Origin of the sequence: Muricoccus radiodurans, from assembly GCF_050154705.1 — a bacterium.
Taxonomy (GTDB): Bacteria; Pseudomonadota; Alphaproteobacteria; order Acetobacterales; family Acetobacteraceae; genus Roseomonas; species Roseomonas radiodurans.
Genome location: NZ_CP189561.1, coordinates 911735 through 932048, shown reverse-complemented (window position 1 = coordinate 932048; position 20314 = coordinate 911735). Strand labels below are relative to the sequence as shown.

The window sequence follows — 20314 nt, the reverse complement described above, 5'->3', positions numbered from 1 at the left end:
GTCAAGGCCGCGTTGCGCCCCGCAGACGCTCCAGCACGGCCATCGGCTTGCCCTCCGCCAGGGCTTGGGCGGCGAGGGCGGCGCCGGCCCGGAGGTTGTCCGCCCGGTCGGCGACGACCAGGGAGGCGGCGGCGTTGAGAAGGACGCAGTCGCGGTAAGGGCTTTCGGCTCCCCGGAGGAGATCGAGCAGGGCCTCGGCGTTCTCGACGGGGGTGCCGCCGCGGAGAGTCTCGGCAGGGGCTCGGGGCAGGCCGGCGTCTTCCGGTGTCACCTCGAATTCACGGAGGGCGCCGTCCCGCAGCTCCACGACCTGCGACGGGCCGGCGATGGTGAGCTCGTCCAGGCCCTGCCCGTGGACGAGCCAGGCGCGCTCGGTGCCGAGGCGGCCGAGGGTCTCGGCCATTGGGCGCAGCCAGTCGGCGGCGAAAGCGCCGGTCATCTGGCGGCGGACGCGGGCGGGGTTCGCCAGGGGGCCGAGCAGGTTGAAGATGGTGCGCGTGCCCAGCTCCATCCGCGGTCCGGCGGCGTGGCGCAGGGCGGCGTGGTGGCGCGGGGCCATGAGGAAGGCCATGCCGACGGACCGCATGACCTCCGGCAGGCGTTCGAAGGGGACGTCCGTGTCCACGCCGAGCGCGCTGAGGACGTCCGCGGCGCCCGATTTTGAGGAGAGGGCGCGGTTCCCATGCTTCGCGACGGGGACGCCGCAGCCCGCCACGACGAGGGCCGAGGCGGTGGAGATGTTCAGCGTTCCGGCCGCGTCGCCGCCCGTGCCGACGATGTCGATGGCGCCGGGGGGCGCCTCGACCGCGGTCATGCGGGCACGCATGGCGCGGACCGCGCCGGTCATTTCCGGCACCGTCTCGCCTCGGACGCGCATGGCCATCAGCATGCCGGCGATCTGGGCGGGGGTGGCCTCGCCGGACATGATGACGCCGAAGGCGTGCTCGGCCTCGCTCTCAGCGAGCCGCTCGCCCGCCGCGAGGCGGGCGAGAACCGGTCGGAGGGACATGTCAGGCCGCCTTGGGGAGGAGTTCGCGTTCCTTGGGCGACAGGCCGGCGAGCCGCATGACGTTCGCCAGGATGTCGTGGCCGTTCTGGGAGGCGATGCTCTCCGGGTGAAACTGCACGCCCCAGACCGGCAGGTCCTTGTGGGCGAGGCCCATGATCAGGCCGTCCTTGGTCTCCGCGGTCACGGTGAGGCAGGCGGGCAGGTCGTCGCGCCGGACGACGAGAGAGTGGTAGCGAGTGGCCTGGAAGGGGGAGGGTAGGCCGGCGAAGACGTCGGTGTTGCCGTGGGTGATGGGGTGGACCTTGCCGTGCACGGGCTCGGGCGCGCGAATGACGGTGCCGCCGAAGGCCTGGCCGATGGCCTGGTGGCCGAGGCAGACGCCGAAGACCGGCACGCCCTTCTTCGCGGCCGCCCCGATGAGGTCGAGGCAGATGCCGGCCTCGTTGGGGGTGCAGGGGCCGGGGGAGAGGATGATCGCCTCCGGCTTCCGCTCCAGCGCCTCGTCCGGCGTGATCTTGTCGTTGCGCCAGACCTCCGCCTCAGCCCCCAGGTCGCCCAGGAAGTGGACGAGGTTGAAGGTGAAGCTGTCGTAGTTGTCGATCAGGAGCATCATGGCGGGATCACTTCGGGCCAGGGGGCGGGTGCGGTCAAGCTGGGCCGTGCAGGTCGGGGAAGGGATGGGGCGCTTCCTTACATCCTTGCGTGGGTCGGACCGGCGGCGAGGCGGCTCAGATGCTGAACCAAGCCGCAACTCTCTCGTCCGCCGCCTTACTTCCTTACCGCCTTACATCCTTACGCGGGCGGTGGTGATGGAGGACGCCGATGTGCCGGGCTAGCCTCGCACGTCATGACCAGGGGGCATGGCGGTGGACGAGACGACGGCGCAGGCGATCTTCGACCGGTACCTTCCAGGGCTTCAGGCGACCGCGCCTCGTGCTCTCGCGCCGGTGCCGGGCCGCACGAGCCGGTTCTCGGCCGGCTGGACGTTCTCAATCCAGTCCCGGCCGTACATCGAATCAGGCGATTTGAGGGAAGGTCTTTTCGGTCCGGGGCCGGTGCCCATTCTTGGCGACGGCCCCTCGTGGACGGCGGGTCCGCGGGTGTGGGACCGGAGCGGCTTGTGGCGGCGGGGCTTGGGACCCCCGGCATCGGGGGTACTGTCAGGCGACGAGCCTCTCGCGGACGACTTCGGTGAACGACTATATTCCTAACATGGGGGTCCGGCAGAAGTCAAGGTGGGCGCGCCGGTTCGCATGGGCGCTGCGCCGCGGCGAGCTGCTGCGAAGGGCGCTCGCCGGTGCAGCGCTCCTGGCGGCCTTGGGATGCGCGCCCTTGCCGGCTGCCTCGAAGGGCGAGGTGCTGGAGGTGCCGGTCGCGACGGCCTCGGGCGAGGTGCGGACGATCCGGGCGCGGCTCTGCCGCCCGGCCTCCGCGGACGCGGCGCGGTTGGTCGTGATCAACCACGGATCGCCTGGGGGCAATCCGGCGATCCGGGCGCGGTATTCGCTGCTGGCGTGTGATTCGGAACCGGCGCGGTGGTTCCTGGATCGGGGACACGCGGTGCTGGCGCCGTTGCGGCGGGGCTACGGCCCCGAGGGCGGCGCCTGGGAGGAGGCCTATGGGCGCTGCGAGGATCCGGACTACGTGCGGGCGGCGCGGGAGACAGCGCGGGACATCGCGGCGGCGATCGCGGTGGCGCGGGGGCAGCCGGGCATCGCGCCCGGTGGGGTCGCGGTGATCGGACAATCCGCGGGGGGGTGGGGCGCCCTGGCCATCGCCGCCGATCCGCCGCCGGGCGTGACGGCGGTGGTGAACGTCGCCGGGGGGCGGGGCGGGCAGAAAGGGGACGTGCCGAACGAGAATTGCCGGCCGGACCGCCTGGTGGCCGATGCCGGGCGGCTGGCGCGGGGGGCGGCGGAGCCACTGCCGATGCTGTGGCTCTACACGGCGAATGACGGGTTCTTCGCACCGGAGCTGGCGGCGGCGATGCATGCGGCGCATCGGGCGGCGGGAGGATGGTCCGAGTTGCGGCCGCTGCCGGCCTGGGGCCGGGACGGGCACGACATGTTCTATGGGCGGGGCGGGGCGGCGGTCTGGGGGCCGATCGTGGAGGCCTGGCTCGCGACGCACCCGTGACCGGTTGCAAGCGGCGGCGCCTGCGCGCACCTCTCCGGCCATGAGCGATGAATCGGCGCCTCCGGGCACGCGCGAGAAGCTGGTGCGCACGAAGCAGCGTTGGGCGGAGGAGGGCCGGCTGCTGACCGGGACCCCTGCCGATCCGGCGCGGGACCGACTGCCGCCGGGGCAGCGGCTGGTGCAGGACTGGCCGGTGCTGGACCTGGGCATCCAGCCCGCGGTGGAGGAGGCGGCAGCGCGGCTGGACGTGGACGGGCTGGTGGAGAGCCCGGTTTCGCTGTCCTGGGCGGAACTCCTGGCGCTGCCGCAGGAGGAGCGGCGGAACGACATCCACTGCGTCACGCAGTGGTCCCGCTACGACAATGACTGGCGGGGGATCGCCGTGCAGACGGTGCTGGCCATGGCCAGGCCGGGGCCGGAGGCACGGTTCGTGACCATGGAATCGCATGACGGCTACACCACGAACCTGCCGCTGGCGGATCTGGATCGCCCGGAGAACCTGCTCGCGACGCATTGGAACGGCTGGAAGCTGGAGCGGCAGCACGGGGGGCCGATGCGGCTGGTGGTGCCGCACCTGTATTTCTGGAAGAGCCCGAAATGGCTGCGTCGGATCACCCTGCTGGCCGAGGACCGGCCGGGCTTCTGGGAGGTTCGCGGGTATCACGAGCGCGGCGATCCCTGGATGGAGGAGCGGTATTCCTGACGGGGATGTCCTGATCGCGATCGGGGCGAATCTTCCCGGGCGCGATGGGGCGGCGCCGCTGGCCACCTGCCGGGCGGCGGCGGTGGCGCTGGACGGGGTTTGCGGACTGCGGCTGATCGCGCTGTCACGCTGGTGGGAGACCGCGCCGGAGCCGCCGTCTGACACGACGCCCTGGTATGTGAACGGGGTGGCACGGCTTCGGGGGGCGGCAGAGCCCGGGCCGCTTCTGTTGGCGTTGCAGGGGATCGAGGCGGCGGCGGGGCGGGAGCGGCCCTACCGCAACGCGCCGCGGACGTTGGACCTCGACATCGTGGCGATGGGTGGGCTGGTGCGGGAGGCGCCCGACCCGGTGCTGCCGCATCCGCGGGCATATGTCAGGCGCTTCGTGCTGGAGCCGCTGCGAGAGGTGTGGCCAGGATGGGTCCATCCGGCCACGGGCCAGGGGGTGGCGGCCTTGTTGGCGGGGCTGCCGCCGGCGCCGATGCGGGTTATCGGATCGGGGGCGGCGGCCTGAGCCTCGGCGCGCCGGTCATCCCGGGCTTGAGCGGCGGCAGGCGGCCGCAAGGGTTGCTTTGCGGGGCTCCGGTGGCTATCTGCCCTGTTCCTCCCCGCACAGTTCCGGATTCCGCCCATGGCCCGCGTCACGGTCGAAGACTGCATCCTTCAGGTTCCCAACCGCTTCGAGCTGGTGATGCTCGCGGCGCAGCGCGCCCGCGCGATCTCCCGCGGCGAGGAGCTGACGGTGGATCGCGACAACGACAAGAACCCGGTCATCGCCCTGCGCGAGATCGCCGACCAGACCGTGGAGCTGGATACGTTGGAGCAGGACATCGTGAAGTCCCTGCTGCGCGCGCCGGAGCCCGAGCCGGTGGAGGAGGAGGTGATCGACCTCATCACCACCGACGAGAACATCTTCGGCGTGATGGACGTGAACGAGACCGAGGCGGCCGAGGCCGGGATGTCGGTGGAGGACATGTCGGCGGACGACATCGAGGCGGCGATCGCTGCCGAGCTCGGCGGCGGCGGCCGCCGCTGAGCCGGGCCCCTCAATGAACGACGGCGCCGGGTCCCGAATCCTTCCCGGCGTCGCCTGGGCGCCGCGCGCGCCCGAGGGCGTCGCGACGCGGCTCGCGCCGCCCGCCGTGTTGCCGGCCGATCCCGGCGAGGAGCTGGCCGCGCTCGTCACGGGCTATGATCCCCGGGCTGACGGGGACCTGATCCGGCGGGCCTATGCCGTCGCCGAGGAGTCGCACCGAGGCCAGGCCCGCGATAACGGCGATCCCTATATCGGCCACCCCGTGGAGGTGGCCCGCATCCTGGCCGGGTACCGGCTGGACGCCGCGACGGTCGCGACCGCCCTGCTGCACGACACGGTCGAGGATACCGGGCTGACCCTGGCCGGGCTGTCCCAGAGGTTCGGGCCGGAGATCGCGAAGCTCGTGGACGGGGTCACGAAGCTGACCCGGCTGGAGCTCCAATCCGAGCGGACGAAGCAGGCGGAGAACTTCCGCAAGCTCGTCCTCGCGATGAGCGAGGACATCCGGGTCCTGCTGGTGAAGCTGGCGGACCGGCTGCACAACATGCGGACCCTGCACTTCGTCCCGCAGGAGCATCGTCGCCAGCGCACGGCGAAGGAAACGATGGAGATCTACGCGCCGCTGGCCGAGCGCATCGGCATGCAGGCGGTGAAGGACGAGCTGGAGGATCTCGCCTTTCGGGAGATCCAGCCGGATGCCTGCCAGACCATCGTGGCGCGGCTGGCCTTCCTGCGGGGGCAGGGGGCGGACCTGATCGCCGATATCGCGGCGGACCTGCGGCGCGTGCTGATCGGGTCCGAGGTGCCGGTGATCGAGCTGCAGGGGCGGGAGAAGACGGCCTACGGCATCTGGCTGAAGATGCACTCGAAGAAGGTCGAGTTCGAGCAGCTCTCGGACATCATGGCCTTCCGCGTCATCACCGCGACGAAGGCCGACTGCTACGCGGCGCTGGGAGCGGTGCATTCCGCCTATCGCGTCGTGCCCGGGCGGTTCAAGGACTACATCTCCACCCCGAAGTCGAACGGGTACCAGTCCCTGCACACGGGCGTGACGGTGCCGGAGCGGCGGAACGCGAAGATCGAGGTGCAGATCCGGACGCCGGAGATGCACGAGGTGGCGGAGTTCGGCGTCGCCGCGCACTGGATCTACAAGCAGGGGCCGGAGGGCGCGGCGACCGCGGCGCGGGACCGCAAGCGGTATCCGTGGGTGAAGGACCTGCTGGAGATCCTGGACAACGCCGACCAGGCACAGGACTTCCTGGAGAACACGAAGCTCGCGCTGCACCAGGACCAGGTCTTCTGCTTCACGCCGAAGGGCGACCTGATCGCCCTGCCGCGCGGGGCGACGCCGGTGGACTTCGCCTATCAGGTGCACTCGGTCGTCGGGGATTCCTGCGTCGGGGCGAAGATCAATGGGCGGATCGTCCCGCTGCGGCACCAGCTGGAGAACGGCGACCAGGTCGAGATCATCACGGCGCGGGGCGGCAAGCCAAACCCGGCCTGGGAGCGCTTCGTCGTCACCGGCAAGGCGCGGGCACGCATCCGGCGGACCGTGCTGGCGGCACAGCGGGAGGAGAGCCGCGAGACCGGGCGGCAGGCGATCGCGCGGGCGTTCCGGCAGGAGGGGCTGGACTTCTCGGAGAAGATCGCGGAGCCGGCGGTCAAGGCGCTGAAGCAGCCAGGGTTCGAGGAGCTGTGCGTCGCGGTGGGCGGCGGGCATATCTCGGCGAAGGACGTGCTGCACGCGGCGGTGCCGGAGCTGCGGGGATCGCCGCGGCCGTCGGTCTCTCCGCTCGAGAACTTCCCGCTCGGGCGCGCACGGGGGAAGCCGGGGGCGACCGTGCCCCATGCCCGCGGGCGGGAGGTGGCGCACGGGATCACCGGTCTGGTCGCGGGCATGGCCGTGAATTTCGCGGGGTGCTGCCATCCGGTGGTCGGCGACACGATCGTGGGGATCGTATCCACCGGGCGGGGCGTCACCATCCACAAGCAGGGGTGTCACACGCTGGAGGCCTTCGCGGCGACGCCGGAGCGCTTCATCGACGTGGACTGGGACACCCGGCCCGGCGCGGCCGGCGAGCATGTCGCGCGGCTGTCCGTCATCACCTCGAACGAGGATTCGGCCGTGGCGGCGATGACCATCGCGATCGCGAAGCAGGATGCGCGCATCCAGTCCCTGCGCTTCGTGCACCGGGCGGCGGATCACGCGGAGCTGGCGGTGGACATGGAGGTGAAGGATCTGCGTCACCTGTCCAGCGTGATCGCGGCGCTGCGGGCCTGCCCCGGAATCGAGCAGGTGGAGCGGGCGAAGGCGTGAGGGCGCGTTCATGATCCTCGGCCTGGGGAACGACATCGTGGACATCCGCCGAATCGAGCGGGTGTTGGAGCGGCATGGGGAGCGGTTCCTGGAGCGCGTCTTCACCGAAGCCGAGCGGGCGAAGGCCGAGCGGCGGCAGGGGCAGATGCGGACGGGGACCTATGCGAAGCGGTTCGCGGCGAAGGAGGCGGCCTCCAAGGCGCTCGGGACGGGGTTCCGGGCCGGGGTGTTCTGGCGGGACCTGGGGGTCGTGAACCTGCCCTCCGGCCAGCCGACGCTGCGGATGACCGGCGGAGCGGCCGAGCGGCTGGCGGCGATGGTCCCGGCGGGGCACGCGCCGCAGGTCCACCTAACCATGACGGACGAGTATCCCTACGCCGAGGCGGTGGTCGTCATCTCCGCCGTGCCGGCGCCGTGAGGATCCGTTACGGGACGGTTCCTTGACAGGGAACGGCTTTGGGAGCACCCCACGGCCCGCCTCCCTCCTCCCGTGAAGGAACGGCCCGGTGCGTGCCCGGGGCGCTCGGCTGGGCTGGGCGTGCGATGAACGGCCGGTTGGGGGTCCCGTGGATTCCAGTGCGATGAGCAAGAAGTCCTCCGGCGGTTGGCTGGAGAGCCTGAAGACGATCCTTTATGCCGGGCTCATTGCCATCGGCATCCGGACGGTGGCGTTCGAGCCGTTCAACATCCCCTCGGGCAGCATGATCCCGACCTTGCTCGTGGGGGACTACCTCTTCGTCTCGAAGTATTCCTACGGCTATTCGCGGGCCTCGCTGCCCTTCAGCCCGAACCTGTTCAGCGGCCGCATCTTCGGCTCGCTGCCGGCGCGCGGGGACGTGGCGGTGTTCAAGCTGCCGCGGGACGGGACGACCGACTACATCAAGCGGATCGTCGGCCTGCCGGGCGACCGTATCCAGGTGCGGAACGGGATCCTTCGGGTGAACGGGACTCCGGTGACGCGGGACAACCTCGGTCCCTATACGGTGGAGGGGGATGGGCCGCGCCTGACGGTGCGCCGCTACCGCGAGACGCTGCCCGCCAGCCCTGGGTCGCAGCCGCGCGCCCATGACATCCTGGAGCAGTCGGACGAGGGCCCCTACGACAACACGCAGGAGTTCGTGGTCCCGGCGAACCATGTCTTCGCCATGGGCGACAACCGCGACAACTCGCTGGACAGCCGGGCGACGAACTATGTCGGCTTCGTGCCGGTGGAGAACCTTGTCGGACGGGCGGAGTTCATCTTCTTCTCCTGGGATGGTTCGGCGAACTGGTGGGAAGTCTGGGCCTGGCCCTTCGCGGTCCGCTGGTCGCGGATCCTCTCCGGCGTCCGGTGATGCCGGGCAGAATCCCGTGAAGCCCGCGGTCGCCGCGCTCGCGGATCGGCTGGGGCACGGCTTCCGGGACGCGGCGCTGCTGGAACAGGCGCTGACGCACCGCTCCGCGGCCGATCCGCGGCGGAAGCAGCTCGATTCGAACGAGAGGCTGGAGTTCCTGGGGGACCGGGTGCTCGCGCTCTGCATGGCGGAGTGGCTGGCCGAGCGTTTCCCGGAGGAGCGCGAGGGGGCGCTGGGCAAGCGTCTCTCGGTGCTCGTCGCGGCGGATACGCTGGCGCGGGTCGGCGAGGTGATTGGGCTGTCCGCCGCGCTACGGATTCCGCCGGCCGAGGGCAGGACGGGGCTGCGGCAGCGGGCGACCGTGCTCGCGGACGCAACGGAGGCCCTGATCGGCGCGCTGTACCTCGATGGCGGGCTGGAGGCGGCGCGGAGCTTCGTGCGGCGGGAATGGACGGAGGCCATGGAGGCGGACGAGACGCCGCCCATGTCGGCCAAGAGCCGGCTGCAGGAATGGTCGCTCGGGCGCGGCCTGGGCCTGCCGGAGTATGCGCTCGTCTCGGCCGAGGGGCCGTCCCACGCGCCCGTCTTCACCGTCTCGGTGCGGGCCGGCGGGAAGGCTGCGGAGGCCTCCGGCGACAGCAAGCGGGCCGCGGAGCAGGCGGCCGCGGAGGCTCTGCTGACGGTGCTCGGCCGTGAGTGAGGCGCCTGGGGAGACCCCGGCCCCGGCGGAGCCGACGCGGGCCGGGATCGTCGCGGTGCTCGGCGCGCCGAATGCGGGCAAGTCCACACTGGTGAACCGACTGGCGGGGGCGAAGGTCTCGATCGTCTCGGCCAAGCCGCAGACGACGCGCTTCCGCATCCGGGCCGTGCTGACCGAGGGCACGTCCCAGGTGGTGCTGACGGACACGCCGGGGATCTTCGCCCCGCGGCGGCGGCTGGACCGGGCGATGGTCGCGGCGGCCTGGGGCGGTGCGCAGGATGCGGACCTGGCGCTGCTCGTGGTGGACGGGCGGGCGGGGATCACGGACCCGCTGCGGGCGATTCTGAACCGGCTGAAGAAGCAGAAGCCGACGCTGTGGCTGGTGCTGAACAAGACGGACCTGTTCGACACGAAGCGGCTGTTGCCCCTGACGGCGGAGCTGAACGAGGCCCTGAGCTTCGACGAGACCTTCATGGTCAGCGCGGAATCCGGGGACGGGGTCGACCGGCTGCGAGCCCGGCTGGGAGCGGCAATGCCGCTCGGGCCCTGGCTGTTCCCGGAGGACGAGCTGTCCGACCTGACGGAGCGGATGCTGGCGGCGGAGATCGTGCGGGAGCAGATCCTGCGGCAGACCCATGAGGAGGTGCCGCACCACGCGACGGTGGAGACCGAGTCCTGGCAGGAGCGGAAGGACGGGTCCGTGCGGATCGATTGCACGATCTACGTCGCGCGGGCGTCGCAGAAGGCGATCCTGATCGGGGACAAGGGGTCCCGCATCCGGGAGATCGGGCAGAGGGCCCGCGCGGAGCTGACGAAGCTGATGGAGCGGCCGGTGCACCTGTTCCTGAACGTGAAGGACCGGCCGGGCTGGGATGAGGAGCGGGGGCGGCTTCGGGCGCTGGGGCTGGAGGATCTGGACTAGGCGACGCGTGAGCGTCCCGGCATCGGACGCTGGTTGCTTCCAGTCGCGTCGGGCCCGCGTGTGGTGCCGGGCGGCCGGTGCTCCCATCTTCTCCGCATGGAATGGACCGCTCCCGCCATCGTTCTCGACGCTCGGCCGCTCGGTGAGGGCGGGGCCGTCGTCACGCTTCTCACGGAGGAGCACGGGCGGCACGCCGGCCTGGTGAAGGGCGGGGCTTCCCGTGGGCAGGCGGCGATCTGGCTGCCGGGGAACCTCGTGGACGTGCGCTGGGTGGCGCGGCTGGCCGATCAGCTGGGGAACCTGACCGGAGAGCTGGTGCATCCGGCGGCGGCGCTGGCGATGGAAGATCCGCTCGCCCTCGCGCTGCTGTCCTCGGCATGCGCGGTCGCGGCGGACGCGTTGCCGGAGCGGGAGGCGCATCCCCGCGTGTTCGGGGCGCTGGTGCCGATCATCGCGCATCTCCAGCGCGGCGCGGCGGAGGTCATGGCGGATTACATCCGGTGGGAGGTGCTGGTCCTGGCCGATCTCGGCTACGGGCTGGACCTGCGGCGCTGCGTGGCGACGGGGGCGGAGACGGAGCTCACCCATGTCTCGCCGAAGTCGGGCTGCGCGGTGTCTGAGGAGGCGGCGGCACCGTATCTCGACCGGATGCTCCCGCTGCCGGCCTTCCTGCGGGATGAGGCAGCGCGGGCAGCCCCGGAGGATTGGGCGGCGGGGCTGCGGCTGACCGGGCACTTCCTGGCGCGGGACGCTTTCGGGGCACGGCACCGGCCGATCCCCGCGGCGCGCGAGGCGCTCGCGGACCGTGTGGCGGGGTTGGTGACGGCCGACGGGTCCGCGTGACTGCCGGCCGCCTGCGGGTCAGGGAGCCGGACGGACGAGGACGAGCTGGAAGCTGCCCGCGCTGTTTCCGAGGAGACGGGCCCGGATGAAGGCCGGGCGGCCCTCCGCCGGGATGGCGACGCGGGAGGCGAGGCCGTCGGAATCGTCGTTCTCCGCCTGCACCGCGCCGTTGCCGTCCAGGAGTTCCAGCACCGTGTCGGTGTTCCGACCGAGCGCGTAGGTCATCGCGACCAAGGGACGGCCATCATTCGGCAGGGCGAAGACGGCCGACTGGCCGGCGCGCAGACGGAGCGACACGGACTCGCCGAGCACCAGCGGCGCCTGGCCCGCGGCCGCCTGGACGTTGTCCGGGGCGTCCGTGGCGGCCGGGGCCGGGGCGGCGGCCTCGACCACGAGGTCGAAGCGGCCGGGCTGACCGCCGAGGATGCCGGCGCGCAGGAAGGCCGCGGGCCGGCCGGCATCCGAGGTGGTCAGGCGGGAGGCGAGGCCCTCGCCGCCGTCGTCATCCTCGAGGATGACCTCGCCGTCCGCGTCCAGCAGGGCGAGGACGGTGTCGGTGTTGCCGTCGAGGTTGCGGGTGTAGGCGGTGATGTCCTGGCCCTCGGCGAGGGGGAAGTAGGCGAACTGGCGGCGGCCGAGGTCGAGGCTGATCGACTCCCCGGGGGCGAGGGGGCCGCGGGCGCGGGCGGCCTCCAGGCTGGTCGGGAAGTTCGGCGGCGCGCGCGGGGCCTCACGTTGCAGGACGAGGGTGAACTCGCCGGCGCCGCCGCCGATCGTGCTGGCGCGCAGCACCACGGCGTTGGGCTGGTCCGACAAAGGAAGCAGGGAGGCGAGGCCCTCTCCGCCGTCGTCATCCTCCGAGAGGACCTCGCCCTGGGAGTCGAGCAGGGCGAGCTCGGTGTCGGTGCCCTGGCGCAGCTCGCGGGTGAGGGCGACAAGGTCGGCGCGGTCGGAGGGAAGGGCGAAGTAGGCGGTCTGGCCGCGGCGCAGGCGGACGCGCACGGCTTGGTCCACCGCGAGGGGCGGGCGGGAGGCGGCCTCGGCCGGGGTGGTGGCGAAGTCCGGCGGGGGTGGGGCGGCCTCGCGGGTCAGGACAACCTCGAAGGTGCCGCCCTCGTTGCCGAGGACGCCGGCCCGGATCGTCGCGACGTTGTCCTCGGGGCCGATCTCGAGCTGGGAGGCGAGGCCACCGCCACCGTCGTCATCCTCCAGCACGGCCTGGCCGGCGGCATCGAGCCCCTCCAGCACCGTGTCGGTGCCGCGGGCGAGGCGGCGCGTGGTGACGGCATAGTGCGGGCCCGCCTCCGGCGCGACGCGAAAGAAGGCGGATTGGCCGCGGGTGAGGCGGACCTGCACGGGCTGGTCGGGACGCAGCGGCGGCGTGCGAGCGGCGTCTTCGGCCCGGAGGGCGAAGGGAGAGGCGGGCGACGCGACGGAGGCGGGGGGCCGGGCCGTGGGCGGCGTGGCGGCCGGGGGACGCGCGAGCGGCGGGACGGCCGCGGGCGGCCGGGCCGTGGGCGGGGTGGGCGCGCCGAGGGGCGGCGGCTTCGGCAGATCGCCCGCGGGCTGGGCGAGCGTCGCGCCGGCGGGGAGGAGAAGGGTGGTCAGGGCCAGGGCAAGGGCTGTCCGGGGTGCGGGGACCGGGCGCCTCTGCCCCGTCCGCTCCGCCGCGCGATGAGCCATGCCGATCTCCTGCCCCAGAAACGGGGCCGCACATTGCGGGCGCGACGCGGCAGGATCAATCGGCCAGCGCTGGCATCGCGGGCTTGTGGCTGCTACAAATCGGCTACCTGAACAGATTGAGAACAGAGGCGCAGACCGCCCATGCCCGACGATGTGAGGACCGCCCCGGAGGGCGGACGGATCAACGAGACGCCGCTCGGCGGAGCGCTGTCCGAGCGGTACCTGGCCTATGCCATGTCGACGATCATGGCGCGGTCGCTTCCGGATGTTCGGGACGGGCTCAAGCCGGTGCACCGGCGGCTGCTCTGGGCGATGCAGCAGCTGCGGCTGGACCCGGCGGGCGGCTTCAAGAAGTGCGCGCGCGTCGTGGGCGACGTGATCGGCAAGTATCACCCGCACGGCGATGCCTCGGTCTACGAGGCGCTGGTGCGGTTGGCGCAGGATTTCGCGGCCCGCTACCCGCTCGTCGAGGGGCAGGGGAACTTCGGCAACATCGACGGCGATAACGCCGCCGCGATGCGGTACACGGAATCGAAGCTCACCGAGGTGGCGAAGTCGCTGCTTGAGGGCATCGACGAGGACGCGGTCGACTTCCGCCCGACCTATGACGGGGAGGAGCAGGAGCCGGTGGTGCTCCCGGCCGCCTTCCCGAACCTGCTGGCGAACGGGGCGAACGGGATCGCGGTGGGGATGGCGACGTCCATCCCGCCGCACAATGCGGGAGAGGTCTGCGCGGCGGCGCTGGAGCTGATCCGCAACCCGGAGGCGACGACGGCGGAGCTGCTGGCGCATATGCCCGGCCCGGACTTCCCGACCGGCGGCGTGATGGTGGAGCCGGCGGATAGCATCCTCCAGGCCTATGAGACCGGTCGCGGCGGGTTCCGGCTGCGGGCGAAGTGGGAGGTGGAGAAGCTCAAGAACGGGACGTGGCAGGTCGTCGTCACCGAGATCCCGTACCAGGTGCAGAAGTCGCGCCTGATCGAGGGGATGGCGGAGCTTCTGGAGCAGAAGAAGCTGCCGCTGCTGGGTGACGTGCGGGACGAGAGCACGGACAAGGTGCGCCTGGTGCTGGAGCCCAAGACCCGCGCCATCGAGCCCGCCATGCTGATGGAGAGCCTGTTCCGCGCGACGCCGCTGGAATCCCGCCTGCCGCTGAACATGAACGTGCTGGACGCGACGCGCACGCCGCGGGTGATGGGCTTGCGGGAGGTGCTGCGGGCCTGGCTGGATCACCGGCAGGTCGTGCTGGTGCGCCGGTCCTCCCATCGGCTGGCGGCGATCGAGCGGCGGCTGGAGATCCTGGACGGGTATCTCATCGTCTATCTCAACCTGGACGAGGTGATCCGGATCGTCCGGGAGGAGGATCATCCGCGCGACGCGCTGATGAAGACCTTCGGCCTGACCGAGGTGCAGGCCGAGGCGATCCTCAACATGCGGCTGCGCGCGTTGCGCAAGCTGGAGGAGATGGAGATCCGGAAGGAGCACACGCGCCTGACGAAGGAGCTGAAAGGGCTGCAGAAGCTGCTCTCCAGCGACAAGGCGCAGTGGGCGCGGATCGGGGAGGAGATCGAGGCCGTCCGCGGCAAGTTCGGCTCCGGCGCACTGGGGGATCGGCGGACGGTGCAGACGGAGGCGGTCGCGATCGCCTTCGACGAGAGCCACTTCGTCGAGCGCGAGCCGATCACCGTCATCCTGTCGGATAAGGGGTGGCTACGGGCCCAGAAGGGGCATCTGGAGGACCCGTCCGGGCTGAAGTTCAAGGAGGGTGACTCGCTCGCCCTGCTGCTGCACGCGGAGACGACGGACCGGATCGGCTTCGTCGCCTCGAACGGGCGGGCCTACACGGTGAAGGCGGATGCAATCCCGCGCGGGCGCGGCGACGGACAGCCGGTGCGGCTGATGGTGGAGCTTGGCAACGAGGACGAGATCGTCTCCGGCTTCGTCTGGAAGGACGGGCTGCGGTTCCTGCTCGCGTCCCATGCCGGGAAGGGCTTCATCGCGAAGGCGGAGGACCTGCTGGCGGAGAAGCGGACGGGCAAGCAGGTGCTGGTGGTGGACGCGCCGGATACGCTGGTGGCCTGCGTGCCGGTCGAGGGCGACACCGTCGCGGTGATCGGCGAGAACCGGAAGCTGCTCGTCTTCCCGCTGGAGCAGGTGCCAGAGATGGCGCGTGGTCGGGGCGTGTCGCTGCAGGGCTACCGCGACGGCGGCCTGTCCGACGTGAAGGTGTTCGACGCGCGGCGGGACGGGCTGACCTGGCAGTTGGGCGACCGGACGCGGAGCGAGACGGTGCTGGCACCGTGGCGCGGGAACCGGGGCGGGGCGGGGAAGATGCCGCCGAACGGGTTCCCGAAGAGCAACCGGTTCGGCGGGTAAGAAGACACGGGACGCCGGTCGCCGGCGCCCCCGCTATCCCACGCTCTCCGGCAGCAGCACGGTCGTCGGCGGCTTGCCGTCCGTCAGGCGGCGCCAGGTGCCGTGGGCGAGGATCTCGCTTGGCTGGAAGCTGGCCTTGTAAGCCATCTTCGCGCTCTCCGGGACCCAGTAGCCGAGATAGACGAAGGGCAGGCCGAGGGCGCGGGCGCGTTCCACGAGGTGCAGGATGGCGTGGGTGCCGAGCGATCGGGCGGCGAGGTCCGGATCGAAGAACGAGTAGACGGCGGAGAGGCCGTCACCCAGCCAGTCGGTCAGGCAGGCGCCGACAAGGCGGTCGGGGGCCTCCCGGAACTCGATCATGACCGTCGTGATGGGCGTGTCCTCGACCATGGCGCGGTAGTCGTAGAAGCCCATCGCGGCCATGTCTCCGTCGCCATGGCGGGCGCGCTGGTAGCGCTGGAAGAGGGCGAACTGCTCGGCCGTGGCGCGGGCGGGGACCTCGTGCGCGGTCAGGCCGGCATTGGCGCGGAGGATGCGGCGCTGGGTGCGGTTGGGCTGGAAGGCGTCCACCACGATGCGGATGGGGACGCAGGCCTGGCATCCCGGGCAGACCGGGGCGTAGGCAATGTTGTGGGACCGGCGGAACCCGGCGCGGGAGAGGCGGTCGTGCAGCGCCTCGCCCTCCGGGCCGGACAATTCCGTGACGATCTTCCGCTCCGTCCGGCCGGCCAGGTAAGGGCACGGAAGCGGGGCGGTGGTGTAGAAGAACTGCGGGCGGCGTTGGGCGCGGTGCAGCATCGTTGGTCCATCTTCGACGCTTCCGCGGGCGTCGTCCATGCCCGAAGCGCGGTGGAAGAATCTGGGTTGTGGGGTGTCAGGGTTCCAGGCGCAGCCGGGCGGAAACCGGCGCCTCGGCCGAGAGCGGCACGAGGCGGCCGGCGGCCCAGCCCGGGTTCATGTCGCGCCAATGGGTCGAGAGCGGGTTGCCCGACTGGCCCGTGGCGATGGCCGCGGCGACGCCGTCCCGGGAGGAAAGGTCCATGACGATCCGCAGGCCGGGGCCGTGGATATGGGAGAAGTCGCGGGCGAGGCCACCGCGGTTCACCGTCTCGCCGTCGCCGGGCGTCGGCGCATCGATGCGCAGGAAGTCCGAAACGACGGGCACCAGGCGAAGGAGCGGGTGCTCGAAGCGGGCGCGGTGGGCATCGCCCCAGCGCCAGGCGGCGGGGTTCCGGCCGAAGCGGGCGGAGAGGGCGGTCACGGCCTCGTCCAGGGCGCGGGCGGCCAGGGCCTCGCAGCCCGCGCGGCCGCACCAGCCCGTGCCGTTGGGCCCGAGGACGAAGCGGACGAACTCGGCGCTGGGGGACCAGGCGTTCGCGGGCACGCCACCCTCGGCCAGCGCGAGGCGGCCGAAGGCCTGCCACCAGGCGTTGAAGATCAGGGGTTGCGGGAGTTCCGGGCGCATGGCGCCGTCCCAGCCGAGCAGGAGGTCGCGCGCGGTGCCCGCGGAGCCGCCCGGCCGGGGGAAGGCGAGGAGGGCAGGCAGGCTTTCCCGGGCGAAGACCGAGACCGGGTCGGCCTGCATGGCAGCGAGGTCGCCGGGCGCGTGGCGGGGGCGCTGGCGCAACAGTTCGCCGATGCGACGGAAGCGCCAGTCGCCGTACCAGTCGCGGCCGAGGAAGACCTCGCTGTCCGGTGACTGGACGCGGTTGTTGGCGTTCACCACGGCGCCGCTCTCCGGCTGCACGACATGGGGGAGGGAGTCGAAGGGCACCCAGCCCGTCCAGTCCCGGCTGCCGTCCCAGCCCGGCGCGGGGGTGGCGCCGTCGCCCTCGGCGCGGATGGGCGTGCGGCCGGTCAGGAACAGGCCGATCGCGCCCGAGACGTCCGCCACCATGAGGTTCTGCGCGGGACTGGTGATCAGGGCGGCGGCGGCGCGGGCCTCCGCCAGGGAGCGAGCGCGGTTGAGGGCGAGGAGTCCAGCGGCCTGGCTGTCGTCCGGGGCGAGGTTCGCCATGGCGACGGCCATCACGCGCTCGCCGGGCGGCTCGTCGTCCAGGTCGGAGATGACGGGGCCGTGGCGGGTCTCGCGGACGCGGATCACCTCGTCCGGCCGGCCGCGCACGTGGATGCGCTCCTCGCGCGTCGTGAAGGGGCGGGGTCCCTCGGGAGTCTCGTAGGCGTCGGGGCCGGAGAGGCGCTCGAGGAAAACGTCCTGGGTGTCGGAATGGGTGGTGGTGAAGCCCCAGGCGACGCGGTCGTTCCGGCCGATGACCATCAGCGGCACGCCGGGGGAGGTGGCGCCGGCGAGGAAGCGGCCGCCGGGCAGTTCGACCCGGGCGAGATACCAGAGGATCGGCGCCTGGAAGCCGAGATGCGGGTCGTTGGCGAGGAGCGGGGCGCCGGTGGTGGAGCGGGCGGCACCGAGGGCCCAGGCGTTGGAGGCGGTCGGGGGGAGGGGGGCGTCCTCTCCCCAGGTCGGGATCTGGGCGAGGAGGCGGGTGAGGCTGGCCGGGTCCGGGACGGCGGCGAGGTCGGCACGGCCGGGGCTGTCGTCGGTGGGCCAGAGTTCCGCCAGGCGCTCGGGCGGGAGGATGCGGGCGAGCCGGGCGCGCTCGATCTCCGTCCGCCAGTTCCCCGAGAGCCAGAGACCCATGATCTTGCCCCAGAGAAGGCTGTCGGCGGGGCGCCAGGGCTCGGGCTGGCCGAGGAGGAGGAACTCGGGGGCGGCGAGGCGGCCGCGGGCGTTGATCCAGGCGTTCACGCCCGCCGCGTAGGCCTCCAGCAGGCCGCGGGCGTCGGCCGGCAGGGCGGCGAGGTCGGCTTCGGCCCGCTGGCGCAGGCCGAGGGTGCGGGAGAACCGGTCCAGGCGAAGCGTCGAGGGGCCGGCGATCTCCGACAGTCGGCCGGAGGCGCCGCGCCGCATCATCTCCATCTGGAAGAGACGGTCGCGGGCGTGCAGGACGCCGATCGCGACCGCCGCGTCGCGCTCGGACGCGGCGCGGATGCGGGGGATGCCCTGGCTGTCGAAGGTGATGTCCACCGGGGCGGAGAGGCCGGCGAGCCGGAGCGCCGAATCCGTCCCGGGCAGGGTCATCCACACCGCGCCGCCGGCCAGCGCCAGCGCGAGCAGCGGCAGCCCGACCAGCACCAGTAGCGCGCGGCGCAGCCAGCGCCAGGGGGACCGGGCACGACGGGGCGGAGGCAGGACCATGCCCGCCATAAGGCCCGCGTTCCCGATTGTGGCAAGGGAGAGGAGCGCCGCGGGGGCGGCGCTCCCGCCTTACGCCTCGAGGAAGCTCCGGAGGACGCGGCCCTGGACGGACTTGCGGAGCTTGCCGAGCGCCTTCGCCTCGATCTGGCGAATACGCTCCCGCGTGACGCCGAAGGTCTGGCCGACCTCCTCCAGCGTGTGCTCACCGCCGCTGCCGACGCCGAAGCGCATGCGGAGGATGCGCTCCTCCCGCGGGGTCAGGCCGGAGAGCACCTTGCCGGCGGCGTCCCGCAGGCTGGCGCGCGCCACCGCGTCGAAGGGCATGACCGCGTCCCGGTCCTCGATCAGGTCGCCGAGCTGGGCGTCGCCCTCCTCGCCGATCGGGGTCTCCAGGCTCACCGGTTCCCGCGCGAGGCGCTGGACGGAGGTCACCTTCTCCGCGGTCATGCCGAGCTTCGCGGCGAGTTCGGCGGGTGTCGGCTCCCGGCCGGTGGTCTGGGCGAGGCGGCGGGTGACGCGGGAGAGCTTCGCCGCCGTCTCGTTCATGTGCACAGGGACGCGGATGGTCCGGCCCTGCTCCGCGATGGCGCGCGTGATGGACTGGCGGATCCACCACGTGGCGTAGGTCACGAACTTGAAGCCGCGGCGCCAGTCGAACTTATCGACCGCGCGCATCAGGCCGATGTTGCCCTCCTGGATGAGGTCGCCGAATTGCAGGCCGCGGTTGAGGTACTTCCGCGCGAGGTGGACGACCACGCGCAGGTTGGAGCGGGTCAGCTCATCCTTCGCGCGGCGCATCTCGCGCTCGCCGCCCATGACCTCGGCGTGGACGGCGCGGAAGCGCGGCGCCGGCAGGCCGGTGCGGGCCTCCAGTTCGCGCAGCGCCTCGGCGAGGGGCGCCAGCCCATCCCGCAGGGCGTCCCGGCGCGCGCCGGCGCGGGCGGCCTCGGTCAGGCGCGACATGCCGGCCTCGCTGCCATCCCACAGGCGGAGGAAGTCGGCGCGGGCCAGGCCGGCCTCTCCGGCGAGGCGGAGGGCGCGCCCCTCCAGCCCCGTCAGCTCGCGGTGGGCCGCGCGGACATGTCCGACCAGCTCCTCCACGAGGGCGGGGCGAAGGTGGAGATCGCCGATCAGGCCCACGAGGGCCTCGACCAGCGCGTCCGCCTCCGCGTCCCCCGGCGGGAGGGCGCGCAGCCGCTCCGCGCCGGCCAGCAGCGAGCCGAACAGGTCGAGGGTCGCCGGACGCATGCGCTCGTCGAGGGTGACGTGGCCGGGTTCCTCCGGCTCGTCGTCGATCTCGGCGCCGGACTGCTCGGCCGCGGCGGCCTCCAGCTCGATCATCTCGCGCAGCGGGCGCCGGCCCTCCGCCAGGGCGTCGCGCCAAGCGGCGATGTGGCCGAAGACGAGCGGGCAGGCGCAGAGGCCGGCGAGCATGCGCCCGCGCCCGGCCTCGATGCGCTGGGCCACGGCCACCTCCTCCTCGCGCGTGAGGAGCGGGGCATCGGCCATCTCGCGCAGGAAGAGTCGGACCGGGTCCTCGCTGCGGGCGGAGGCGGCGACGTTGCCGGAGGGGCGCACGGCCTCCGGGACCGAGCCCTCCTCCGATTCCTCGTCCTCGCCGGTGGCGGTGCTGTCAGCCTCCTCCTCCGCGCCCGTCTCGGCCACGTCCTCGGCCGCCGGCGGCACCGTCTGCGCCATTTCCGAGGCAGGCGCCGTCGTACCGTCCCGGGGCGTGCCGGGCGACAGAAGCTCACTCATCACGTCGCCGACCGCGACGTCGAAACCAACCATCCCATCCATGTTCGGGTCTGCTCACGTCTGCGGGGCGGCCCGGGGCCGCGCCCATGTCCGGCCGGGCGTTCCAGCCCGATCCTCTCCATCTCTTGCATGCAGGCGTGCGCCGACCGCGGGGCCGCCTCTGGGCGGTCCCGCGGTCGGCCGGCGGTTCAGGGAATCCGCCGGTACGCCGGCACAGGCCCAACATGGGGATGGCGGGGGCAGATGACCAACGCGTGAACGCCATGCCGGGGCTGCACACACC

Annotated in this window: 17 protein-coding genes; 11 read left to right on the top strand and 6 right to left on the bottom strand. The window is 72.4% G+C overall.

What is annotated here, in order from left to right; all coding sequences use genetic code 11:
- Position 1: 1 nt before the first annotated feature.
- Together trpD and ACP6CK_RS04555 are read right to left on the bottom strand one after the other, a co-directional pair.
- The gene (gene trpD / locus ACP6CK_RS04560; RefSeq protein WP_426957687.1) at positions 2-1009 is read right to left on the bottom strand and encodes an anthranilate phosphoribosyltransferase; all 1008 of its coding nucleotides are present in this window, start codon (positions 1007-1009) and stop codon (positions 2-4) included.
- Position 1010: 1 nt separating this feature from the next.
- Positions 1011-1622 carry an anthranilate synthase component II gene (locus tag ACP6CK_RS04555; RefSeq protein ID WP_426957685.1) on the bottom strand — a complete coding sequence of 204 codons (612 nt, stop codon included), beginning with the start codon at positions 1620-1622 and terminating at the stop codon, positions 1011-1013.
- Between the two features lie 719 nt (positions 1623-2341).
- Between ACP6CK_RS04555 and ACP6CK_RS04550 the strand changes: the two genes are divergently transcribed.
- The 10 genes from ACP6CK_RS04550 to recO all read left to right on the top strand — a co-directional run bounded on the left by ACP6CK_RS04550 (position 2342) and on the right by recO (position 11000).
- A complete protein-coding gene (locus tag ACP6CK_RS04550; protein ID WP_426957683.1) occupies positions 2342-3145 on the top strand; it encodes a dienelactone hydrolase family protein in 804 nt (267 codons plus the stop codon).
- A 40-nt stretch (positions 3146-3185) separates the two neighbouring features.
- Positions 3186-3848, top strand: coding sequence for a sulfite oxidase-like oxidoreductase (locus tag ACP6CK_RS04545; RefSeq protein WP_426957681.1), 663 nt, complete (start codon positions 3186-3188; stop codon positions 3846-3848).
- Positions 3805-4362 (top strand): 2-amino-4-hydroxy-6-hydroxymethyldihydropteridine diphosphokinase, encoded by a 558-nt coding sequence (gene folK / locus ACP6CK_RS04540; protein ID WP_426959869.1) that lies wholly within the window; start codon positions 3805-3807, stop codon positions 4360-4362. Before ACP6CK_RS04545 ends, folK begins: the two co-directional genes overlap by 44 nt.
- Before the next feature lie 117 nt (positions 4363-4479).
- Positions 4480-4884, top strand: a complete 405-nt coding sequence (gene rpoZ / locus ACP6CK_RS04535) for a DNA-directed RNA polymerase subunit omega (protein ID WP_426957679.1) — start codon at positions 4480-4482, stop codon at positions 4882-4884.
- Between the two features lie 13 nt (positions 4885-4897).
- On the top strand, positions 4898-7201 hold the full coding sequence (locus ACP6CK_RS04530; protein WP_426957677.1) for a RelA/SpoT family protein: 2304 nt from the start codon (positions 4898-4900) through the stop codon (positions 7199-7201).
- 10 nt (positions 7202-7211) lie between these two features.
- Positions 7212-7619: a holo-ACP synthase gene (gene acpS, locus ACP6CK_RS04525; RefSeq protein ID WP_426957675.1), complete on the top strand. Its 408-nt coding sequence runs from the start codon at positions 7212-7214 to the stop codon at positions 7617-7619.
- Between the two features lie 163 nt (positions 7620-7782).
- The gene (gene lepB / locus ACP6CK_RS04520) at positions 7783-8535 is read left to right on the top strand and encodes a signal peptidase I (RefSeq protein WP_426957673.1); all 753 of its coding nucleotides are present in this window, start codon (positions 7783-7785) and stop codon (positions 8533-8535) included.
- A gap of 16 nt (positions 8536-8551) precedes the next feature.
- Positions 8552-9235, top strand: a complete 684-nt coding sequence (gene rnc / locus ACP6CK_RS04515; RefSeq protein ID WP_426957671.1) for a ribonuclease III — start codon at positions 8552-8554, stop codon at positions 9233-9235.
- Complete coding sequence (gene era, locus ACP6CK_RS04510) at positions 9228-10157, top strand: GTPase Era (protein ID WP_426957669.1); 930 nt, start codon at positions 9228-9230, stop codon at positions 10155-10157. The genes rnc and era overlap by 8 nt, the downstream gene beginning before the upstream one ends.
- 96 nt (positions 10158-10253) lie before the next feature.
- Positions 10254-11000: a DNA repair protein RecO gene (gene recO / locus ACP6CK_RS04505; protein WP_426957667.1), complete on the top strand. Its 747-nt coding sequence runs from the start codon at positions 10254-10256 to the stop codon at positions 10998-11000.
- A gap of 18 nt (positions 11001-11018) precedes the next feature.
- Here the strand turns inward: recO and ACP6CK_RS04500 are convergent, their stop codons facing one another.
- A complete protein-coding gene (locus ACP6CK_RS04500; protein WP_426957665.1) occupies positions 11019-12683 on the bottom strand; it encodes a hypothetical protein in 1665 nt (554 codons plus the stop codon).
- 141 nt (positions 12684-12824) lie between these two features.
- Between ACP6CK_RS04500 and parC the strand changes: the two genes are divergently transcribed.
- The gene (gene parC, locus ACP6CK_RS04495; protein WP_426957663.1) at positions 12825-15059 is read left to right on the top strand and encodes a DNA topoisomerase IV subunit A; all 2235 of its coding nucleotides are present in this window, start codon (positions 12825-12827) and stop codon (positions 15057-15059) included.
- Positions 15060-15092: 33 nt separating this feature from the next.
- Here parC and ACP6CK_RS04490 read toward each other — a convergent pair whose 3' ends face one another.
- The 3 genes from ACP6CK_RS04490 to rpoD all read right to left on the bottom strand — a co-directional run bounded on the left by ACP6CK_RS04490 (position 15093) and on the right by rpoD (position 20073).
- Entirely contained in the window at positions 15093-15857 is a 765-nt protein-coding gene (locus ACP6CK_RS04490) for an arginyltransferase (protein WP_426957661.1), read from the bottom strand.
- Positions 15858-15933: 76 nt separating this feature from the next.
- Complete coding sequence (locus tag ACP6CK_RS04485; RefSeq protein WP_426957659.1) at positions 15934-18282, bottom strand: penicillin acylase family protein; 2349 nt, start codon at positions 18280-18282, stop codon at positions 15934-15936.
- Positions 18283-18342: 60 nt separating this feature from the next.
- A complete protein-coding gene (gene rpoD / locus ACP6CK_RS04480) occupies positions 18343-20073 on the bottom strand; it encodes an RNA polymerase sigma factor RpoD (RefSeq protein WP_426957657.1) in 1731 nt (576 codons plus the stop codon).
- Between the last annotated feature and the right edge of the window lie 241 nt (positions 20074-20314).

Coding starts and splice junctions, on each gene's coding strand:
- trpD (WP_426957687.1), bottom strand. CDS start 1,009: ATGTCCCTCCGACCGGTTCTCGCCCGCCTCGCGGCGGGCGAGCGGCTC.
- ACP6CK_RS04555 (WP_426957685.1), bottom strand. CDS start 1,622: ATGATGCTCCTGATCGACAACTACGACAGCTTCACCTTCAACCTCGTC.
- ACP6CK_RS04545 (WP_426957681.1), top strand. CDS start 3,186: ATGAGCGATGAATCGGCGCCTCCGGGCACGCGCGAGAAGCTGGTGCGC.
- rpoZ (WP_426957679.1), top strand. CDS start 4,480: ATGGCCCGCGTCACGGTCGAAGACTGCATCCTTCAGGTTCCCAACCGC.
- ACP6CK_RS04530 (WP_426957677.1), top strand. CDS start 4,898: ATGAACGACGGCGCCGGGTCCCGAATCCTTCCCGGCGTCGCCTGGGCG.
- acpS (WP_426957675.1), top strand. CDS start 7,212: ATGATCCTCGGCCTGGGGAACGACATCGTGGACATCCGCCGAATCGAG.
- lepB (WP_426957673.1), top strand. CDS start 7,783: ATGAGCAAGAAGTCCTCCGGCGGTTGGCTGGAGAGCCTGAAGACGATC.
- recO (WP_426957667.1), top strand. CDS start 10,254: ATGGAATGGACCGCTCCCGCCATCGTTCTCGACGCTCGGCCGCTCGGT.
- ACP6CK_RS04500 (WP_426957665.1), bottom strand. CDS start 12,683: ATGGCTCATCGCGCGGCGGAGCGGACGGGGCAGAGGCGCCCGGTCCCC.
- parC (WP_426957663.1), top strand. CDS start 12,825: ATGCCCGACGATGTGAGGACCGCCCCGGAGGGCGGACGGATCAACGAG.
- ACP6CK_RS04490 (WP_426957661.1), bottom strand. CDS start 15,857: ATGCTGCACCGCGCCCAACGCCGCCCGCAGTTCTTCTACACCACCGCC.
- ACP6CK_RS04485 (WP_426957659.1), bottom strand. CDS start 18,282: ATGGCGGGCATGGTCCTGCCTCCGCCCCGTCGTGCCCGGTCCCCCTGG.
- rpoD (WP_426957657.1), bottom strand. CDS start 20,073: ATGGATGGGATGGTTGGTTTCGACGTCGCGGTCGGCGACGTGATGAGT.